The sequence below is a fragment of the Streptomyces mutabilis genome (genome assembly GCF_014649815.1).
GTDB lineage: Bacteria > Actinomycetota > Actinomycetes > Streptomycetales > Streptomycetaceae > Streptomyces > Streptomyces mutabilis.
Window position 1 is genome coordinate 90,973 of record NZ_BMTT01000013.1, and the last position, 15,663, is coordinate 106,635.

13 protein-coding genes are annotated in these 15,663 nt (G+C 71.2%); 7 read left to right on the forward strand and 6 right to left on the reverse strand.

Going from position 1 to position 15,663, the window contains the following annotated elements:
* Positions 1-6 precede the first annotated feature (6 nt).
* From whiH to IE142_RS24505, 3 genes are all read left to right on the forward strand, one after another.
* Complete coding sequence (gene whiH, locus IE142_RS24495) at positions 7-894, forward strand: sporulation transcriptional regulator WhiH (RefSeq protein ID WP_191887763.1); 888 nt, start codon at positions 7-9, stop codon at positions 892-894.
* 428 nt (positions 895-1,322) lie between these two features.
* Entirely contained in the window at positions 1,323-2,867 is a 1,545-nt protein-coding gene (locus IE142_RS24500) for an RNA polymerase sigma factor (protein ID WP_191887764.1), read from the forward strand.
* Between the two features lie 135 nt (positions 2,868-3,002).
* On the forward strand, positions 3,003-3,860 hold the full coding sequence (locus IE142_RS24505) for a S1 family peptidase (protein WP_191887765.1): 858 nt from the start codon (positions 3,003-3,005) through the stop codon (positions 3,858-3,860).
* 111 nt (positions 3,861-3,971) lie between these two features.
* On the opposite strand, the gene IE142_RS24510 is transcribed toward IE142_RS24505, so the two are convergent.
* Positions 3,972-4,202 (reverse strand): DUF7455 domain-containing protein, encoded by a 231-nt coding sequence (locus IE142_RS24510; RefSeq protein WP_043379046.1) that lies wholly within the window; start codon positions 4,200-4,202, stop codon positions 3,972-3,974.
* 440 nt (positions 4,203-4,642) lie between these two features.
* On the opposite strand from IE142_RS24510, the gene IE142_RS24515 reads away from it, so the two are divergent.
* The 3 genes from IE142_RS24515 to IE142_RS24525 all read left to right on the forward strand — a co-directional run bounded on the left by IE142_RS24515 (position 4,643) and on the right by IE142_RS24525 (position 9,093).
* Positions 4,643-6,766, forward strand: a complete 2,124-nt coding sequence (locus IE142_RS24515) for a DNA gyrase/topoisomerase IV subunit B (RefSeq protein WP_191887766.1) — start codon at positions 4,643-4,645, stop codon at positions 6,764-6,766.
* 171 nt (positions 6,767-6,937) lie between these two features.
* The gene (locus IE142_RS24520) at positions 6,938-7,504 is read left to right on the forward strand and encodes a DUF485 domain-containing protein (protein WP_191887767.1); all 567 of its coding nucleotides are present in this window, start codon (positions 6,938-6,940) and stop codon (positions 7,502-7,504) included.
* A complete protein-coding gene (locus IE142_RS24525; RefSeq protein WP_191887768.1) occupies positions 7,501-9,093 on the forward strand; it encodes a monocarboxylic acid transporter in 1,593 nt (530 codons plus the stop codon). Before IE142_RS24520 ends, IE142_RS24525 begins: the two co-directional genes overlap by 4 nt.
* Before the next feature lie 67 nt (positions 9,094-9,160).
* On the opposite strand, the gene IE142_RS24530 is transcribed toward IE142_RS24525, so the two are convergent.
* The 4 genes from IE142_RS24530 to IE142_RS24545 form a co-directional block, all read right to left on the reverse strand.
* Entirely contained in the window at positions 9,161-9,841 is a 681-nt protein-coding gene (locus tag IE142_RS24530) for a response regulator (protein WP_191887769.1), read from the reverse strand.
* On the reverse strand, positions 9,838-11,553 hold the full coding sequence (locus IE142_RS24535) for a sensor histidine kinase (protein WP_191887770.1): 1,716 nt from the start codon (positions 11,551-11,553) through the stop codon (positions 9,838-9,840). The genes IE142_RS24530 and IE142_RS24535 overlap by 4 nt, the downstream gene beginning before the upstream one ends.
* 203 nt (positions 11,554-11,756) lie before the next feature.
* Positions 11,757-12,701 carry a ferredoxin family protein gene (locus IE142_RS24540; protein WP_191887771.1) on the reverse strand — a complete coding sequence of 315 codons (945 nt, stop codon included), beginning with the start codon at positions 12,699-12,701 and terminating at the stop codon, positions 11,757-11,759.
* 54 nt (positions 12,702-12,755) lie between these two features.
* Positions 12,756-14,015 carry a citrate synthase gene (locus tag IE142_RS24545; protein WP_191887772.1) on the reverse strand — a complete coding sequence of 420 codons (1,260 nt, stop codon included), beginning with the start codon at positions 14,013-14,015 and terminating at the stop codon, positions 12,756-12,758.
* Positions 14,016-14,129: 114 nt separating this feature from the next.
* Here IE142_RS24545 and IE142_RS24550 point away from each other — a divergent pair, with 114 nt between their 5' ends.
* The gene (locus tag IE142_RS24550) at positions 14,130-15,302 is read left to right on the forward strand and encodes a citrate synthase/methylcitrate synthase (RefSeq protein WP_191887773.1); all 1,173 of its coding nucleotides are present in this window, start codon (positions 14,130-14,132) and stop codon (positions 15,300-15,302) included.
* Positions 15,303-15,440: 138 nt separating this feature from the next.
* On the opposite strand, the gene IE142_RS24555 is transcribed toward IE142_RS24550, so the two are convergent.
* Positions 15,441-15,662, reverse strand: coding sequence for a hypothetical protein (locus IE142_RS24555; protein ID WP_191887865.1), 222 nt, complete (start codon positions 15,660-15,662; stop codon positions 15,441-15,443).
* Position 15,663 lies beyond the last annotated feature (1 nt).

Consider the following 15,663-nt stretch of genomic DNA (forward strand, 5'->3'; position numbering starts at 1 on the left):
GGATGCGTGACTACCCTTGCGCACTCCATGATGACCGCCGCCCGCTCCGCCGACTCCGGCCTCACGAACCCGGGCGAACTCGACCGCTACCCCTACGCCGAGACACCCGCCGTCGACCGCCTCGGGGCACCCGCCTGGGAAGGGGCGGAGCCCGAGCTGGGCCGCGTGGGCCGGCGCGCCACGGGCAGCCGTGGTCGCGGACTGCACGGACAACTCGTCCAGCAGCTGGGACAGATGATCGTTTCGGGTGACCTGGGTGCCGACCGCCCGCTGGTGCCCGAGGAGATCGGCCAGCGTTTCGAGGTGTCCCGCACCGTCGTGCGCGAGTCCCTCCGCGTCCTGGAGGCCAAGGGCCTGGTCAGCGCCCGCCCGAACGTCGGCACGCGCGTGCGCCCCGTCAGTGACTGGAACCTGCTCGACCCGGACATCATCGAATGGCGTGCCTTCGGGCCGCAGCGCGACGACCAGCGCCGTGAGCTCAGTGAGCTGCGCTCGACGATCGAGCCACTCGCCGCGCGCCTCGCCGCCGGGCACGGGCGCGAGGAGGTGCAGCAGCGCCTGTCCGACATGGTCGGGATCATGGGCCACGCCATGCAGCAGGGCGACGCGCTCACGTTCTCACGTGCCGATGCGGAGTTCCATGCGCTCCTCATCCAGATCGCGGGCAACCGCATGCTGGACCACCTCTCCGGGATCGTCTCCGCGGCCCTCCACGTCTCCGGCGGTCCGGTCACGGGCTGTGACCGGCCGAACGACGTGTCCCTCGCGCAGCACGGCCGGATCGTCGACGCCCTCGCCGCCGGGGACGGAGCGGCGGCCGAGGCGGCCATGCGGCAACTTCTGACCACGCACCCCGAGGTGGAGCGTGTGGTGCCCGCCCCGCGCGAGCACTGACCGCGACCCGCCGGACCGGCGCGGGCCGGGCACGCCAGACCCCTCCTATGGCAGTGGCCGGCCGGCTCGCCGCCATCGTCGGACCCCGTGGAATCCGTCGTGATCCCACGGGGTCCGACGGTGCGATGAGAGGCTGAACCTCCCGGCGTGGTCGGGTGGTGTCCATCGGTGACTCTTTTTACTCACGTCTGACCAGTTTTGGGTGCTTACGGGGTGTGACTCGGGCCACGCGTATTGGGCGTAACGCTCGTGGGAACAAAGCGATGACCTAAGAGGTGACAGCCGCGGAGGGAATACGGACGCCGTTGACGGCGCTGTGCAACTCCCCGGCCCCCGCCCGCGCCGTCGGCCCATTCAAGCCGGCGGTCGGCCCCTGTCCGCCATGGACGGGGCCGGAAGCCGTTTTCCAACGTTCCGAGAGGTTGTTCGTGTCGGCCAGCACATCCCGTACGCTCCCGCCGGAGATCGCCGAGTCCGTCTCTGTCATGGCGCTCATTGAGCGGGGAAAGGCTGAGGGGCAGATCGCCGGCGACGACGTGCGTCGGGCCTTCGAAGCTGACCAGATTCCGGCCACTCAGTGGAAGAACGTACTGCGCAGCCTCAACCAGATCCTCGAGGAAGAGGGTGTGACGCTGATGGTCAGTGCCGCGGAGCCCAAGCGCACCCGAAAGAGCGTCGCAGCGAAGAGTCCCGCCAAGCGGACCGCCACCAAGACGGTCGCGGCGAAGACGGTGACCAGCAGGAAGGCCACCGCGCCCGCTGCCCCGGCGGCGCCTGCCGTCGGCGCCGGTGCCGTCGCCGAGGACGAGGTGGAGGCGCCCGCCAAGAAGGCGGCGGCCAAGAAGACGACCACCAAGAAGGCGGCGGCCAAGAAGACCACCGCCAAGAAGGCGGTGGCCAAGAAGACCACCGCCAAGAAGGACGACGTCGAACTCCTCGAGGACGAGGCGATCGAGGAGCCCAAGGCCGCGACGGAGGAGCCCGAGGGCACCGAGAACGCGGGCTTCGTGCTGTCCGACGAGGACGAGGACGACGCTCCCGCCCAGCAGGTCGCCGCGGCCGGCGCCACCGCCGACCCGGTCAAGGACTACCTCAAGCAGATCGGCAAGGTTCCCCTGCTCAACGCCGAGCAGGAAGTCGAACTCGCCAAGCGCATCGAGGCGGGTCTGTTCGCCGAGGACAAGCTGGCGAACTCCGACAAGCTCGCCCCCAAGCTCAAGCGCGAGCTTGAGATCATCGCCGAGGACGGCCGCCGCGCCAAGAACCACCTCCTGGAGGCCAATCTCCGCCTGGTGGTCTCCCTGGCCAAGCGCTACACCGGCCGCGGCATGCTCTTCCTGGACCTCATCCAGGAGGGCAACCTCGGTCTGATCCGCGCGGTCGAGAAGTTCGACTACACCAAGGGCTACAAGTTCTCCACGTACGCCACCTGGTGGATCCGTCAGGCGATCACCCGCGCGATGGCCGACCAGGCCCGCACCATCCGCATCCCGGTGCACATGGTCGAGGTCATCAACAAGCTTGCGCGTGTGCAGCGCCAGATGCTCCAGGACCTGGGCCGCGAGCCCACCCCGGAGGAGCTGGCCAAGGAGCTCGACATGACCCCGGAGAAGGTCATCGAGGTCCAGAAGTACGGCCGCGAGCCCATTTCGCTGCACACCCCGCTGGGCGAGGACGGCGACAGCGAGTTCGGTGACCTCATCGAGGACTCCGAGGCGGTCGTCCCGGCGGACGCGGTCAGCTTCACACTCCTGCAGGAGCAGCTGCACTCCGTTCTCGACACCCTGTCCGAGCGCGAGGCGGGCGTCGTCTCCATGCGCTTCGGTCTCACCGACGGTCAGCCGAAGACCCTCGATGAGATCGGCAAGGTGTACGGCGTCACGCGTGAGCGGATCCGCCAGATCGAGTCGAAGACGATGTCGAAGCTGCGTCACCCGTCGCGTTCCCAGGTGCTGCGCGACTACCTCGACTAGATCGCGGTCGTACGAGCGACAAGGCCCGGTTCCACCAGGTGGGGAACCGGGCCTTCGCGTTGACCAGCGGGTGCACGGTCCGCCGCGCTGGATCACTCTGGGTGTTCCATGACCACCCAGGAGTGAGGAGTCTGCATGCGTCGCCTCGTTGCCCGTGCGCTGGCCCGGCCGCTGGTCCTGGCGGCCGCGGCGACCGCGATACCGCTCGCGTCCGCTGCGCCCGCGTCCGCCGACAGCATCGTCGTCGGGGGCTTTCCGGTCGAAGTGTCCGACAGTCCCTGGACCGTCGCCCTGTCCAGTCGTGACCGGTTCGGAGGTACGCGAGCGGGACAGTTCTGCGGGGGAGTGGCCGTCGGACGGACCACCGTCCTCACGGCGGCCCACTGTCTCGGCGAGGACGTTCTCGGCTCACCGCCCGAGCGGGTGCGGGACCTGAGCGTCATCGCCGGCCGCACGGACCTGGTCTCCGATCAGGGCCGCGAGATCCCCGTCCGCGACGTCTGGGTGAACCCGGCGCACGACGACGTCAGCAACGCCGGCGACTTCGCGGTGCTCACCCTGTCCGAGGCCCTGCCCGCCGGCTCGGCCATAGGGATGGCGGCCGAAGGCGACCCCGCCTACCGGCCGGACACGAGAGCGCTCGTCTACGGATGGGGGGACGCCTCGGGAGCGGGGGACTACGCAAACAGCCTGCGGGCGGCACGCGTGCGAGTACTGACCGACGCGTCGTGCGAGCGGGCGTACCCGGGCAGCGACGACGGACGCTATCTCGCGGGCAGCATGCTCTGCGCCGGTGAGGAAGCCGGTGGCCGCGACTCCTGCCAGGGGGACAGCGGTGGGCCGCTGGTCGCCCAGGGCAGACTCATCGGACTCGTGTCCTGGGGGAGCGGCTGCGGGCGCCCGGGCAGTCCCGGGGTGTACACACGCGTCTCCGCCGTACTGCGGACGCTGGGATGGGACCACCAGGCCGCGCGGCAGTCCGGGGGCGCCTGACGGGCTATGTGGGCTCGCCGGGCACGCGCACGGGCGGCCGCCCCTCGGTCGGAGGGGCGGCCGCCCGTTCATCGGCTTGTGCCGGGTCGGCTCGTCGTCGGGCGCGTCGTGTCAGCGCTCTTCCTCGGGGGAGGCTCCCGGAACGGCGGTCAGCCGCTCCGTCTCGTCCTGTATCTCAGCGGCGATCTTCTTGAGTTCCGGCTCGAACTTGCGCCCGTGGTGGGCGCAGAAGAGCAGTTCTCCGCCGCTCAGCAGGACGACGCGCAGGTACGCCTGGGCGCCGCAGCGGTCGCAGCGATCAGCGGCCGTCAGCGGGCTTGCGGAAGTCAGAACAGTAGTCACGTCGCCTCTTCTCTAGCTCGACGAGCTGTCGTACCAGGGTCAACATCCAACCAGCCCCAAAACGTTCCCGCTCGTGGCTTTTCCTCGAAAAAAATTTCCGAGAGGCCGGCTGTTGCCGGTTGGCGGCGAATGTGCCGTATTGCGTGTCTGTGTGTCGTACGGGTTCGCGCAGTCGGTCAGTGTCGGTCCCGCCGGCTGGGTTGCCGGTTTGTTCATGAGGACGTGCCCGGAGCCTAAATGGTTCATGCCTCGAAGGGAACGTGATGTGTGCTTCACCCCATCGAGGGATCGAACAGGCATGCGACCCTGGACTAGGGTGAGCCTTCGGCGAGGGTGGCGTTACAACGGCTCTACCAGGCCTCGGTACCCTCTGACCGGTGAACAGAGCCGCGCCTTTACCCAGCGGGGCCCCATCTGAAATTCAGCGAGGAGCGAACCGCGTGACCGCCGAGACATCCGTGCCGTCCACTGCGCTGCTGGCAGGAGCAGACCGGGACGGATCCAACTACACCGCGCGGCACCTGCTCGTCCTCGAGGGTCTCGAGGCCGTGCGCAAGCGTCCGGGCATGTACATCGGATCTACCGACAGCCGTGGCCTGATGCACTGCCTGTGGGAGATCATCGACAACTCCGTCGACGAGGCTCTCGGCGGCTACTGCGACCACATCGAGGTGATCCTCCACGACGACGGGTCGGTGGAGGTCCGGGACAACGGCCGGGGCATCCCGGTGGACGTGGAGCCGAAGACCGGCCTGTCCGGCGTCGAGGTCGTCATGACCAAGCTGCACGCCGGCGGCAAGTTCGGCGGCGGCTCCTACGCCGCCTCCGGCGGTCTGCACGGCGTCGGTGCCTCCGTGGTGAACGCCCTGTCCAGTCGGCTCGACATCGAGGTGGACCGGGGCGGGCACACGCACGCCATCAGCTTCCGGCGCGGTGTTCCCGGCGCCTTCACGGGGGCGGGCCCGGGCGCCGAGTTCGAGGCCAAGAGCGGCCTGCGCAAGGCCAAGAAGATCCCCAAGAGCCGCGAGGGCACGCGCGTGCGCTACTGGGCCGACCGGCAGATCTTCCTCAAGGACGCCAAGCTCTCCCTGGACAACCTGCACCAGCGGGCCCGCCAGACCGCCTTCCTGGTCCCCGGGCTGACCATCGTCGTCCGTGACGAATTCGGCCTGGGGGACGGCGGCAGCAAGGGCGAGGAGTCGTTCCGCTTCGACGGCGGCATCAGCGAGTTCTGCGAGTTCCTGGCCGGCGACCGGCCCGTCTGCGATGTCCTCCGCTTCAGCGGACAGGGCAGCTTCAAGGAAACGGTCCCCGTGCTCGACGAGCACGGCCAGATGACGCCCACCGAGGTCACCCGTGAGCTCGGCGTCGACGTCGCCATGCGCTGGGGCACCGGCTACGACACCACAGTCAAGTCGTTCGTCAACATCATCGCCACGCCGAAGGGCGGCACCCACGTCGCGGGCTTCGAGCAGGCGGTGGCGAAGACGATGAACGAGGCGCTGCGGGCCAAGAAGATGCTGCGCGTCGCCGAGGACGACATCGTCAAGGACGACGCCCTGGAGGGCCTCACGGCGGTCGTGACGGTCCGGCTCGCCGAGCCGCAGTTCGAGGGCCAGACCAAGGAGGTCCTCGGCACCTCGGCGGCCCGCCGCATCGTGAACAACGTCATCAGCAAGGAACTCAAGGCGTTCCTGACCTCCACCAAGCGTGACGCCGCCCAGCAGGCCCGCGTGGTCATGGAGAAGGCCGTCGCCGCGGCCCGCACCCGCATCGCCGCCCGTCAGCACAAGGACGCCCAGCGCCGCAAGACGGCCCTGGAATCCTCCTCGCTGCCCGCGAAGCTCGCCGACTGCCGCAGCGACGACGTCGACCGCAGCGAGCTCTTCATCGTCGAGGGAGATTCCGCGCTGGGCACGGCGAAGCTCGCCCGGAACTCCGAGTTCCAGGCGCTGCTGCCGATCCGGGGCAAGATCCTCAACGTCCAGAAGTCGTCCGTGACCGACATGCTGAAGAACGCCGAGTGCGGCGCGATCATCCAGGTCATAGGAGCCGGTTCGGGTCGTACCTTCGACATCGACGCGGCCCGCTACGGCAAGATCATCATGATGACCGACGCGGATGTGGACGGCTCCCACATCCGCACCCTCCTGCTGACCCTGTTCCACCGCTACATGCGGCCCATGGTGGAGGCGGGCCGGGTCTTCGCCGCGGTGCCCCCGCTGCACCGCGTCGAGCTGGTCCAGCCCAAGAAGGGCCAGGACAAGTACGTCTACACGTACTCGGACCGTGAGCTGCGCGACAAGCTCATGGAGTTCCAGAGCAAGGGCGTCCGGTACAAGGACTCCATCCAGCGTTACAAGGGCCTGGGCGAGATGGACGCCGACCAGCTCGCGGAGACGACCATGGACCCGCGACGCCGTACCCTGCGCCGGATCAACCTCACCGACCTGGAGTCCGCGGAGCAGGTCTTCGACCTGCTGATGGGCAACGACGTGGCACCCCGCAAGGAGTTCATCTCCAGCTCGGCGGCGACGCTGGACCGGTCACGCATCGACGCGTGACCATGTGTGACCGTACGTGAGCCACGTACGGCCTGAGCCGGGCCCGGGACCGAGCACCGGGCCCGGCTCCTTTCGTCAGGGCCCGGACCGCCAGGAGGCTCAGTCACCTGATGGAGTGAAGCGCGCGGGGATAAAGAGTCGGGGATCTTCCCGTTCTGTCCATCCTTGGGCATGCAGCCAAGTAACGATCGCCTCAGCGGTGCCGGGGGCGATTCCGAGAACGCGGTCGACCACCGCGGCGCCGCGGACCTGCGCTGTGCCGAGACGCCTGCGAGTCCGGGCTACGACGACCCGTGGTACGACGCCCTCGCCTCCGGCTGGGGCGAGCCGGCCGGCGCGGGGGTTCCTGAGCCGGCGGCGCTGCCGTCGATGCGCCCGGAACCGGCCCAGGCGCCCCGGGCCGCGGCCGACGTCTACCTGGAGGTTCAGCACAGCGCGGCCTTCCAGGAGGTCCGCAGCCGTTACCGGCGGTTCGTGGTGCCGGCGGTCGCCGCGTTCCTCGTGTGGTACCTCGCCTACGTGGTGACCGCCACGACGGCTCCCGCGCTGATGGCCCGGCCGGTGGTCGGGTCGGCCAACGTGGCGATGCTCGCCGGGCTCGGCCAGTTCCTCACCACGTTCCTGCTCACCTGGGCGTACGCCCGGCACGCGAGGCTGCGCAGAGACCGGGCCGCGCTCGAACTGCGCTGGGACACACAGGAACTGACGCGCGGTGTGCGGGGCGGTGCGTCGTCGTGACCGGTGACCACCAGACACTGGCGCTGCTGCTGTTCAGCACGTTCGTCGCAGTCACGCTGGGGATCACGACGTGGGTGAGCCGCCATCGTCACGGGTCGGCGGAGGAGTTCTACGCGGGCGGCCGCTTGTTCTCCCCGATGGAGAATGGTTTTGCCATCGCCGGCGACTACATGTCGGCGGCGTCCTTCCTCGGCATCTCCGGGGTCATCGCCCTTTACGGCTACGACGGCATGCTCTACTCGGTGGGCTTCCTGGTCGCCTGGCTCGTCGTGCTGTTCCTCGTCGCCGAACTGGTACGCAATTGCGGGAGGTTCACCCTCGCGGACGTCGTGGCGGCACGGATGCGCGAGCGGCCGGTCCGGATCGCCGCCGGAACCTCCTCGGTCACCGTTTCCGTCATGTACCTGGTGGCACAGATGGTCGGCGCGGGCAGCCTGGTCGCCCTGCTGCTCGGCGGCACGAGCGAGGCGGCGCGGACCTGGACCGTCATCGGCGTCGGCGCCCTCATGGTGATCTACGTGTCGCTGGGCGGGATGCGGGCCACCACCTGGATCCAGATCGTGAAGGCGGTCCTGCTGCTCGGCGGCACCGTGGCTCTGACCACTCTGGTGCTTGTGCGCTTCCACGGGGACCTCGACCGGCTGCTGCGCACGGCGGCCGAGCGCAGCGGTCACGGCGAGGCGTTCCTGGCCCCCGGGCTGGCGTACGGCGGGGACTGGACCTCGCGCTTCGACTTCATAAGCCTCGGGCTCGCCCTGGTGCTGGGCACGGCCGGACTGCCGCACATCCTGTCCCGCTTCTACACCGTGCCCACCGCCCGGGCCGCCAGGCGATCGGTCGTCTGGTCGATCGGCCTCATCGGAGGTTTCTACCTGATGGCGATCGTGCTCGGCTTCGGCGCTGCGGCCCTGGTCGGCACGGACGCGGTACGAGCCTCGAACGCCGCCGGGAACACGGCGGTCCCGCTGCTCGCCCTCGACCTGGGCGGTGGCGCGGGGTCCACGGGCGGCACGGTCCTGTTCGCGGTCGTGGCCGCCGTCGCGTTCGCCACCATCCTCGCGGTGGTCGCGGGCGTCACCCTGGCCTCCTCGGCATCCGTGGCCCACGACCTGTACGCGTCCCTGCGGCGCCGGGACGCCGAGCCGCGGGGCGAGGTCGCCGTGGCGCGCCTCGCCGCCGTCGGGATCGGTGCGGTGGCGATCGGTCTCGGTCTGCTCGCCCGCGACCTCAACGTCGCGTTCCTGGTGGGCCTCGCCTTCGCCGTCGCCGCGTCCGCCAACCTGCCGGTGCTGCTCTACTCGCTGTTCTGGCGCGGCTTCACCACGCGCGGCGCCGTGTGGGCCGTCTACGGGGGCCTGGTCCCCGCCGTGGTGCTCGTCCTGCTGTCGCCCGTGGTGTCGGGCGGTGAGCAGTCGCTGTTCCCGGGCGTCGACTTCCAGTACTTCCCGCTGCAGAATCCCGGTCTGGTGTCGATTCCGCTGGGTTTCCTGGCCGGGTGGATCGGCACGGTCACCTCACCCGAGGTTCCGGACGAGGCCAAGCACGCGGAGACGGAGGTGCGGTCCCTGACCGGGGCCGGGGCCGTGTAGGAGGCGGTGCCACCGCCCTTCCGCCACGGCGCTACGACCCTCCCCGTCGGATCCTCCCCGCCCGTTCTCAGGCGCGGGTCGCCCACACGTAACGGTGCTCCGGACGGCCCGCGTCTCCGTACTTGAGGGTCAGTCTGGCCCGGCCCGTGCGCTCCAGGAGCTTCAGATAGCGCTGTGCCGTCTGGCGGCTCACCCCGGTCCGTTCGGCGATCTCCTGCGCGGAGAGCGCGCCGTCGGCCTTCATCAGGCACTGGCGAACCAGCTCGGCGGTGGTGGGGGAGTGCCCCTTGGGCAGTCCAGGCTCCGTGGGCGCCGACAGGGCACCGAATATCCGGTCCACCTCGGACTGCTCCGCCTCACCCCCGCCGTCGAGGGTGCGCCGCAGCTCCGCGTACGCCTCCAGCTTCGCGCGCAGCCCCGCGAAGGCGAACGGTTTCACCAGGTACTGCAGGGCCCCCTGGCGCATCGCCGCCTGGACGGTCGACACGTCCCGCGCCGCCGTCACCATGATCACGTCGGTCTGGTCGCCGCGGCGCCTCATCTCCCGGACGACCTCCAGGCCGGTACGGTCGGGAAGGTAGTGATCCAGCAGGATCAGGTCCAGGCGAGGCAGCGTGGCCACGCTCCGCAGGGCCTCCAGTGCGCTGTGCGCCTGGCCGGCGACGTGGAACCCCGGCACCTTCTCGACGTAGGCGGCGTTGACCCGCGCGACCCGCGTGTCGTCGTCCACGACCAGGACCTCGATCATCGGGACTCCTCCTCGGCAGCGGTGTTCACGTGGGCGGCGGCGACAGGGGCGGCGAGGGCGGGACTCGCGTCCGGTCCGGCCGGGCGCGGTTCGGCCAGGTCTCGTTCCGCCAGGGCCTCGGGCAGTACGACGACGAACTCCGCGCCACCGCCGGACGCCTCGCCGACGATGGCGCTGCCGCCTTGCCGCTCGGCCAGCCTGCGCACCAGCGACAGCCCGATGCCCCGCTGCCGGTGCGCCGGCGGCTCCTTCGTGGACCAGCCCGCCGTGAACACGAGTTCGCGGTGTTCCGCGGGGATGCCGGGCCCGGTGTCGCGCACCCGGAGCGTGGCCGTGCGCCCCCGCGCACGCAGTTCGACCTCCACGCGCGCGTGCGGCGTTCCCGCGACGGCGTCGAGCGCGTTGTCGACCAGGTTGCCGACGATGGTGACGAGCCCCCGGGAGTCGACCAGACGATCCGGCAGCCGCGTCCTCTCCGACACCCACAGGGCGACTCCGCGTTCGGTCGCGACCGTCGCCTTGCCGACCAGCAGCGCCGCGAGGAGGGGGTCCTGGATCCGTTCCGTGATCTGCTCCGCGGTGACCCGGTGGTCGCCCACCACTTCGCCGACGAACTCCACGGCGTCGTCGTACATCTCCAGCTCCAGCAGCCCCAGCAGGGTGTGCATGCGGTTGGCGTGTTCGTGGTCCTGAGCGCGCAGGGCGTCGATCAGGCCGCGCGTCGAGTCCAGCTCCCGTCCGAGCTGTTCCAGCTCGGTACGGTCGCGCAGAGTGGCGACGGCGCCCCCGTCGTCGGTCGGCATCCGGTTGGCGACGAGAACCCGCTGGCCGCGCACGGTCAGCAGGTCGGTCCCGGTCACCCGGCCGGCCAGGACATCGGCCGTCCGTCCCGCGCCCAGCGCCTCGCCGGGGGAGAGGCCGACGGCCTCCCCGCCGATGCCCAGCAGGCGCTGCGCCTCGTCGTTGAGCAGGCGCACCCGGCCGCCCCGGTCCAGGGCGACGACGCCCTCCCGGATGCCGTGCAGCATCGCCTCGCGCTCCGCCAGCAGCCCCGCGATGTCCGAGAAGGCCAGGTCCCGTGTCTGCCGCTGCACCCGGCGCGAGATGAGCCAGGCGGCCAGCGCGCCGACGGCCAGGGCGCCGCCGGCGTACGCGAACAGCCCGGGGATGGCGTGGATCAGCCGGGCCCGGACACTGTCGTACGCGATGCCGACCGACACCGCGCCGACGATGGCGCCCCCACCGTCGCGCAGCGGCACCTTGCCGCGCGCGGAGCGGCCCAGTGTGCCGTAGTCGATCTCCATGACCTCGCGGCCGGCCAGGGCCTGCCCGGGGTCGGTCGAGACGGTCTCACCGACCCGCTCCGGGTCGGTGTGCGACCAGCGCACGCCCCGCCGGTCCATCACGACGACGTACTCGGCCTCGGTGGCCGCACGGATCCGCTCCGACTCCCGCTGCACCGGGCCGTCCGCGGTCGGCGGGGTGTCACGCAGGTCCCGGATGATCTGCCGCTGCTGGGCCGTGGTCTGCGCGATGGCGAGGGCTCGCCGCATCGCCTGGTCGTCCAGCTGGTCGCCGAGCGGCGCCAGGAAGAGCCCGGTCGCGAGCACGGCGACCCCCGCGGCGATCGCCAGCTGCATCAGCAGGATCTGCGAGAACACCCGCCGCGGCAGGCCGAGGCGCAGGCGGCGGGCGGGGGGAGTGGAGCTCATACCCATGAAGGTACGTGGCAGGTGAGGGCAGGCCGTAGAGGGGTGTGGCGCGGATTTCCTGATCGTCGCGGAGGGGCAGGTGCAGGTGCGGGTGCAGACGGAGGTGGTGGCGGAGAGGGCGACGGTGCCGGGGCTGAGCATCGCCTCCGGAGCCGCAGGGGTGCCGGACCGGACCCCGCGCGGCCGTAGCTCCGGTGCGACGGTCAGCTTGCGAGCGCCGCCGTCACCGAGAGTTCGCGCACCGCGGTGACCTCCATGCGGGCCGGCGAGGCGAGCACCGACGCCCCGCAGCTGTCCGGACGGGGCGGAGCCGACGCGCCCTGTGCGACGCGGACCCGCCAGTGCCGGCCGTCGGCGTGGGTCACCGTCAGCTCCCAGCGCGGAGCGGCGCCGTCCGTCCGTACGACGGTCAGCGCCTGGGCCGCGTCCTCGCCCACGGCCGAGCGCACGGCCAGCTCGGCGGCCTGGCCGGGGCGCTCCCACGCGGTGTTCCCGCGGCACCCCTCGACGACGATGCGGCCCTCGCGCGCACCGTGCATGATCTCCTTGACGGAGTGGGCCTGGACCCGGCCGTACGCGTACCCGTGAGGCAGCACGAGCACCGTGGGTGAGAAGCGGTGACCACCCAGATGGGTGACCTCCCAGACGCCCTCGGCTCCGGACGCGGCGAGCTCTGCGGCCAGCGGCCGGCCGAGGAGCGCACAGCACCGGTCCCGCTTGCCGTTGGTGCAGACGAGGACGAGCGGATCACCCTCGTGCGGTCCACCGCCGAGCACCGAGTCGAAGGTACGGCGATCACCCCTGCCCAGCGCGGCGAAATCGAGGCCGAGCAGCCGGCGCGGGTCGGTGAGTACGGCGGTGCCCAGCCACACGTTCCCTGGGGTGGTGTGGGCCGCGTACACCCGGCGCTCCGCGGCGGTGCCCCGGTCCGCGTGGCGGCCGGGGCGGCGGATGAGGGCGACGCGTACGTCGGTCCCCTTCATCGCGGCCTTCAGAGCGCGCCCGATCTCCGGATCCAGATGGCTCGACGTGAGCGCCTCGGCGCCCCACGGGCCGGGCTGCTCGAGCAGCAACCAGGTCCTCGCGACCGGTGCGGTGCCCGCAACGGGCTCGTCGAGGTCCCGGGAGACGGTTGAGCACGTACTCACAGAGGTGAGCCTAACCTGACTTGTGCCGTGGCGACTTCCAACCGCGCTCGGGCACTACTCCGGTAGTGGCTGCGGCGGTCTGGGGCCGGAGTAGAGTCCGCTCGGGCGCATGCGCAGCGGACGCTCCCCGTATTCCTCCAGCGCGTGCGCGATCCAGCCCGCCGTACGGGCGACGGCGAAGATCGTCTCGGCCGCGCTGGAGGCCATGCCGGAGGACGCGGTGAGCACTCCGAGCGCCAGATCGACGTTGGCGTGCAGCGGGGTGTGGCGGGCGGCGGTCGTCTGGACGTCGCGGGCCGCCGCGAGGGCGGGGGCCGCCCGGGGGATGTCCTCCAGGAGGGCGAAGAGCGCACGCGCGCGCGGGTCCTCGCCGGCATAGAGGCGATGACCGAGTCCGGGAACGCGGCGACCCGCTCGCAGCTCCTCCGCGATCACCGGCGCCGCGCTCCCCTGGTCGAGTACCTCCAGCAGCATCCGGTGGGCGAGCCCACCCGCCGCGCCGTGCAGCGGTCCCTCGATCACGCCGAGGCCGGCCGACACGGCGGCATAGGCGTGCGCCCGGGCCGACGCGGCCACGCGCACGGCGAGCGTGGAGGCGGCCAGGTCGTGGTCGACGAGCAGCGAGAGCGCCGTGTCGAGAGCGTGCAGCGACGCCTCGTCCGCGGGGTGTCCGCTGAGCCGTGTCCACAGACGATGGGCGAGCGGCCCCCGATCGTGGCCGACCCGCCGTACCGGGGGAAGGGCGGCGACGAGGGTGGGGATGAGGGTGCGGGCGGTGCCCAGCACGGCTTCCTCGGACAGGTCGAAGCGGAGCGGGTCCGCGGCCGCGGCGGCGATGGCGGCGACGCGCAGGCGGTCGGCGGGCCCCGCGTGCTCGGGCAGGGCGTCGACGGCTCGCCGGGCGGCCGCCACGGAGGCCTCTGGCGCGGTGAACGAGATGCCGGGCCGCATCCGGCCCGTCCACAGCCACTCGGCGACCTCCTCGTAGCTGTGGCGCGCGGCGAGTTCCACCGCGTCGACGCCCCGGAGGTAGAACCGGTCCTTCTCGATGAGCGTGATGCGCGTGCGGACGGCCGGCTCGTGGCCGGAGGGCGGGACCGTGCCGCTGTCGCGCCGGTTGCGGCGGGCGAGCGCACGCACCTCCTCCGCGTCGAAGGTGCTGCCCCGGCCGCCGGGCGTGCGCCGGCTGCCGAGCAGGCCGCGACTGACGTAGGCGTAGACGGTCTCGGGCTTCACGCCGAGCTGTTCGGCCGCCTCCCTGGTGGTCAGGCGGCGCTCGCCGTCGGTGGGGCGGACGGGTTCTTGATCGCGCATGGGGGTCACCGTATCGACTCCGGGGCCTGGACTTGATCGTAATATTGATTCAATCAATATTGACAAGGAATGCATCAACTATGGACAGTACACTCAAGTCCCAGGGAGGTAATCGTGACCGTGAACAGAACCGCGCCCGCCACCGAGACGGTGGAGGTGCCGCGAGGGCTCGCGGGTGCCGTGGTGGCCGACACCGAGGTCGGTGACGTACGAGGGCTGGAGGGCTTCTATCACTACCGCCAGTACTCGGCCGTCGAGCTCGCGCAGCGCCGGAGCTTCGAGGACGTCTGGCATCTCCTGGTCCACGGCGAGCTGCCGGACGCGCGGCGTGGTGCCGCGTTCGCCGCCGAGACCGCGGCGCTGCGGCGGCTCCCCGGGACGGTGCGCTCGGCACTTCCCGCCATCGCGGCCTCCGGCGGGCCCTCCGGCCCCCTCGCCGGCATGCGCACCGCCCTGTCGCTGCTGGGCGCCGCCCAGGGCTTCGAACCCGTCTACGACTTGTCCGACGAGCAGCGCCGCCAGGACACGCTGGTGGCCGCCGCAGCCGTGCCGACGCTGCTCACCGCGCTGTACCGGCTGGGACGCGGGCTCGAACCGGTGGAGCCCCGCGAGGACCTTTCGTACGCCGCCAACTACCTCTACATGCTGACCGGTTCGGAGCCGGACCGGGAGCGGGCCCGGGCGGTCGAGCAGTACTTGATCTCCACCATCGACCACGGGTTCAACGCGTCGACGTTCACCGCTCGGGTCATCGCTTCGACGGGGGCGGACGTCGCGGCCTGCCTGACCGGGGCGGTGGCGGCCCTGTCCGGCCCGCTGCACGGAGGGGCGCCCAGCCGGGCGCTGGACACCCTGGACGCGATCGGCACCCCCGACCGCATCGACTCCTGGATCCGCGAGTGGGTGCTCGCCGGTGACCGCATCATGGGCTTCGGCCACGCCGTCTACCGCACGGAGGATCCACGCTCGCGGATGCTCCGTGAGGTGGCGCGGCGGTTCGGCGGGGCGCGCGTGGAGTTCGCCGTCGAGGTGGAGCGACAGGTGGAGGCGATCCTCGCGGAGTTGAAACCGGGGCGCGACCTGCACACGAACGTCGAGTTCTACGCGGGCGTGGTCATGGAACTGTGCGGCCTGCCGCGCGAGATGTTCACGCCGACGTTCGCGGCGGCGCGGGTGGTGGGCTGGAGCGCGAACATCCTGGAGCAGGCGCGGGACTCGAAGATCATTCGCCCTGCGGCGCGGTACGTGGGGCCTCAGGCACCGGTCGGGGTGCCCGCGGCAGTCTGAGCATGCGAGCGGCCTGGTGCGTTCGGGCGCCAGGCCTCATCGGTGGGGCGTCGAGCGGGGACGGGGCGCCGGGCTGCTCGGCGGTGGGGGCTTCCGGCGCGGCGACGGTGGACGCGGCCGGAGACGTGGGCGGTGCCCTCAGGCGTCGGGTATGTCGGCCTTGGCGCGAAGCAGGGTTCCCCGGCTGACGGCGACGATGCGTTCGTAGCCGGCGCGGGCGGCGTCGGCGGGCAGTTCCCCCTCCAGCGCCTCGGTGGCCTCGGTGCCGATCACGGCGAAGTTGCCGTCGCTCGGTTCGAACACGTCGGGGCACGTGGATCCCAGTGCCGACGGCGTCGGCTCGTATCCTGAGCAGGCAATG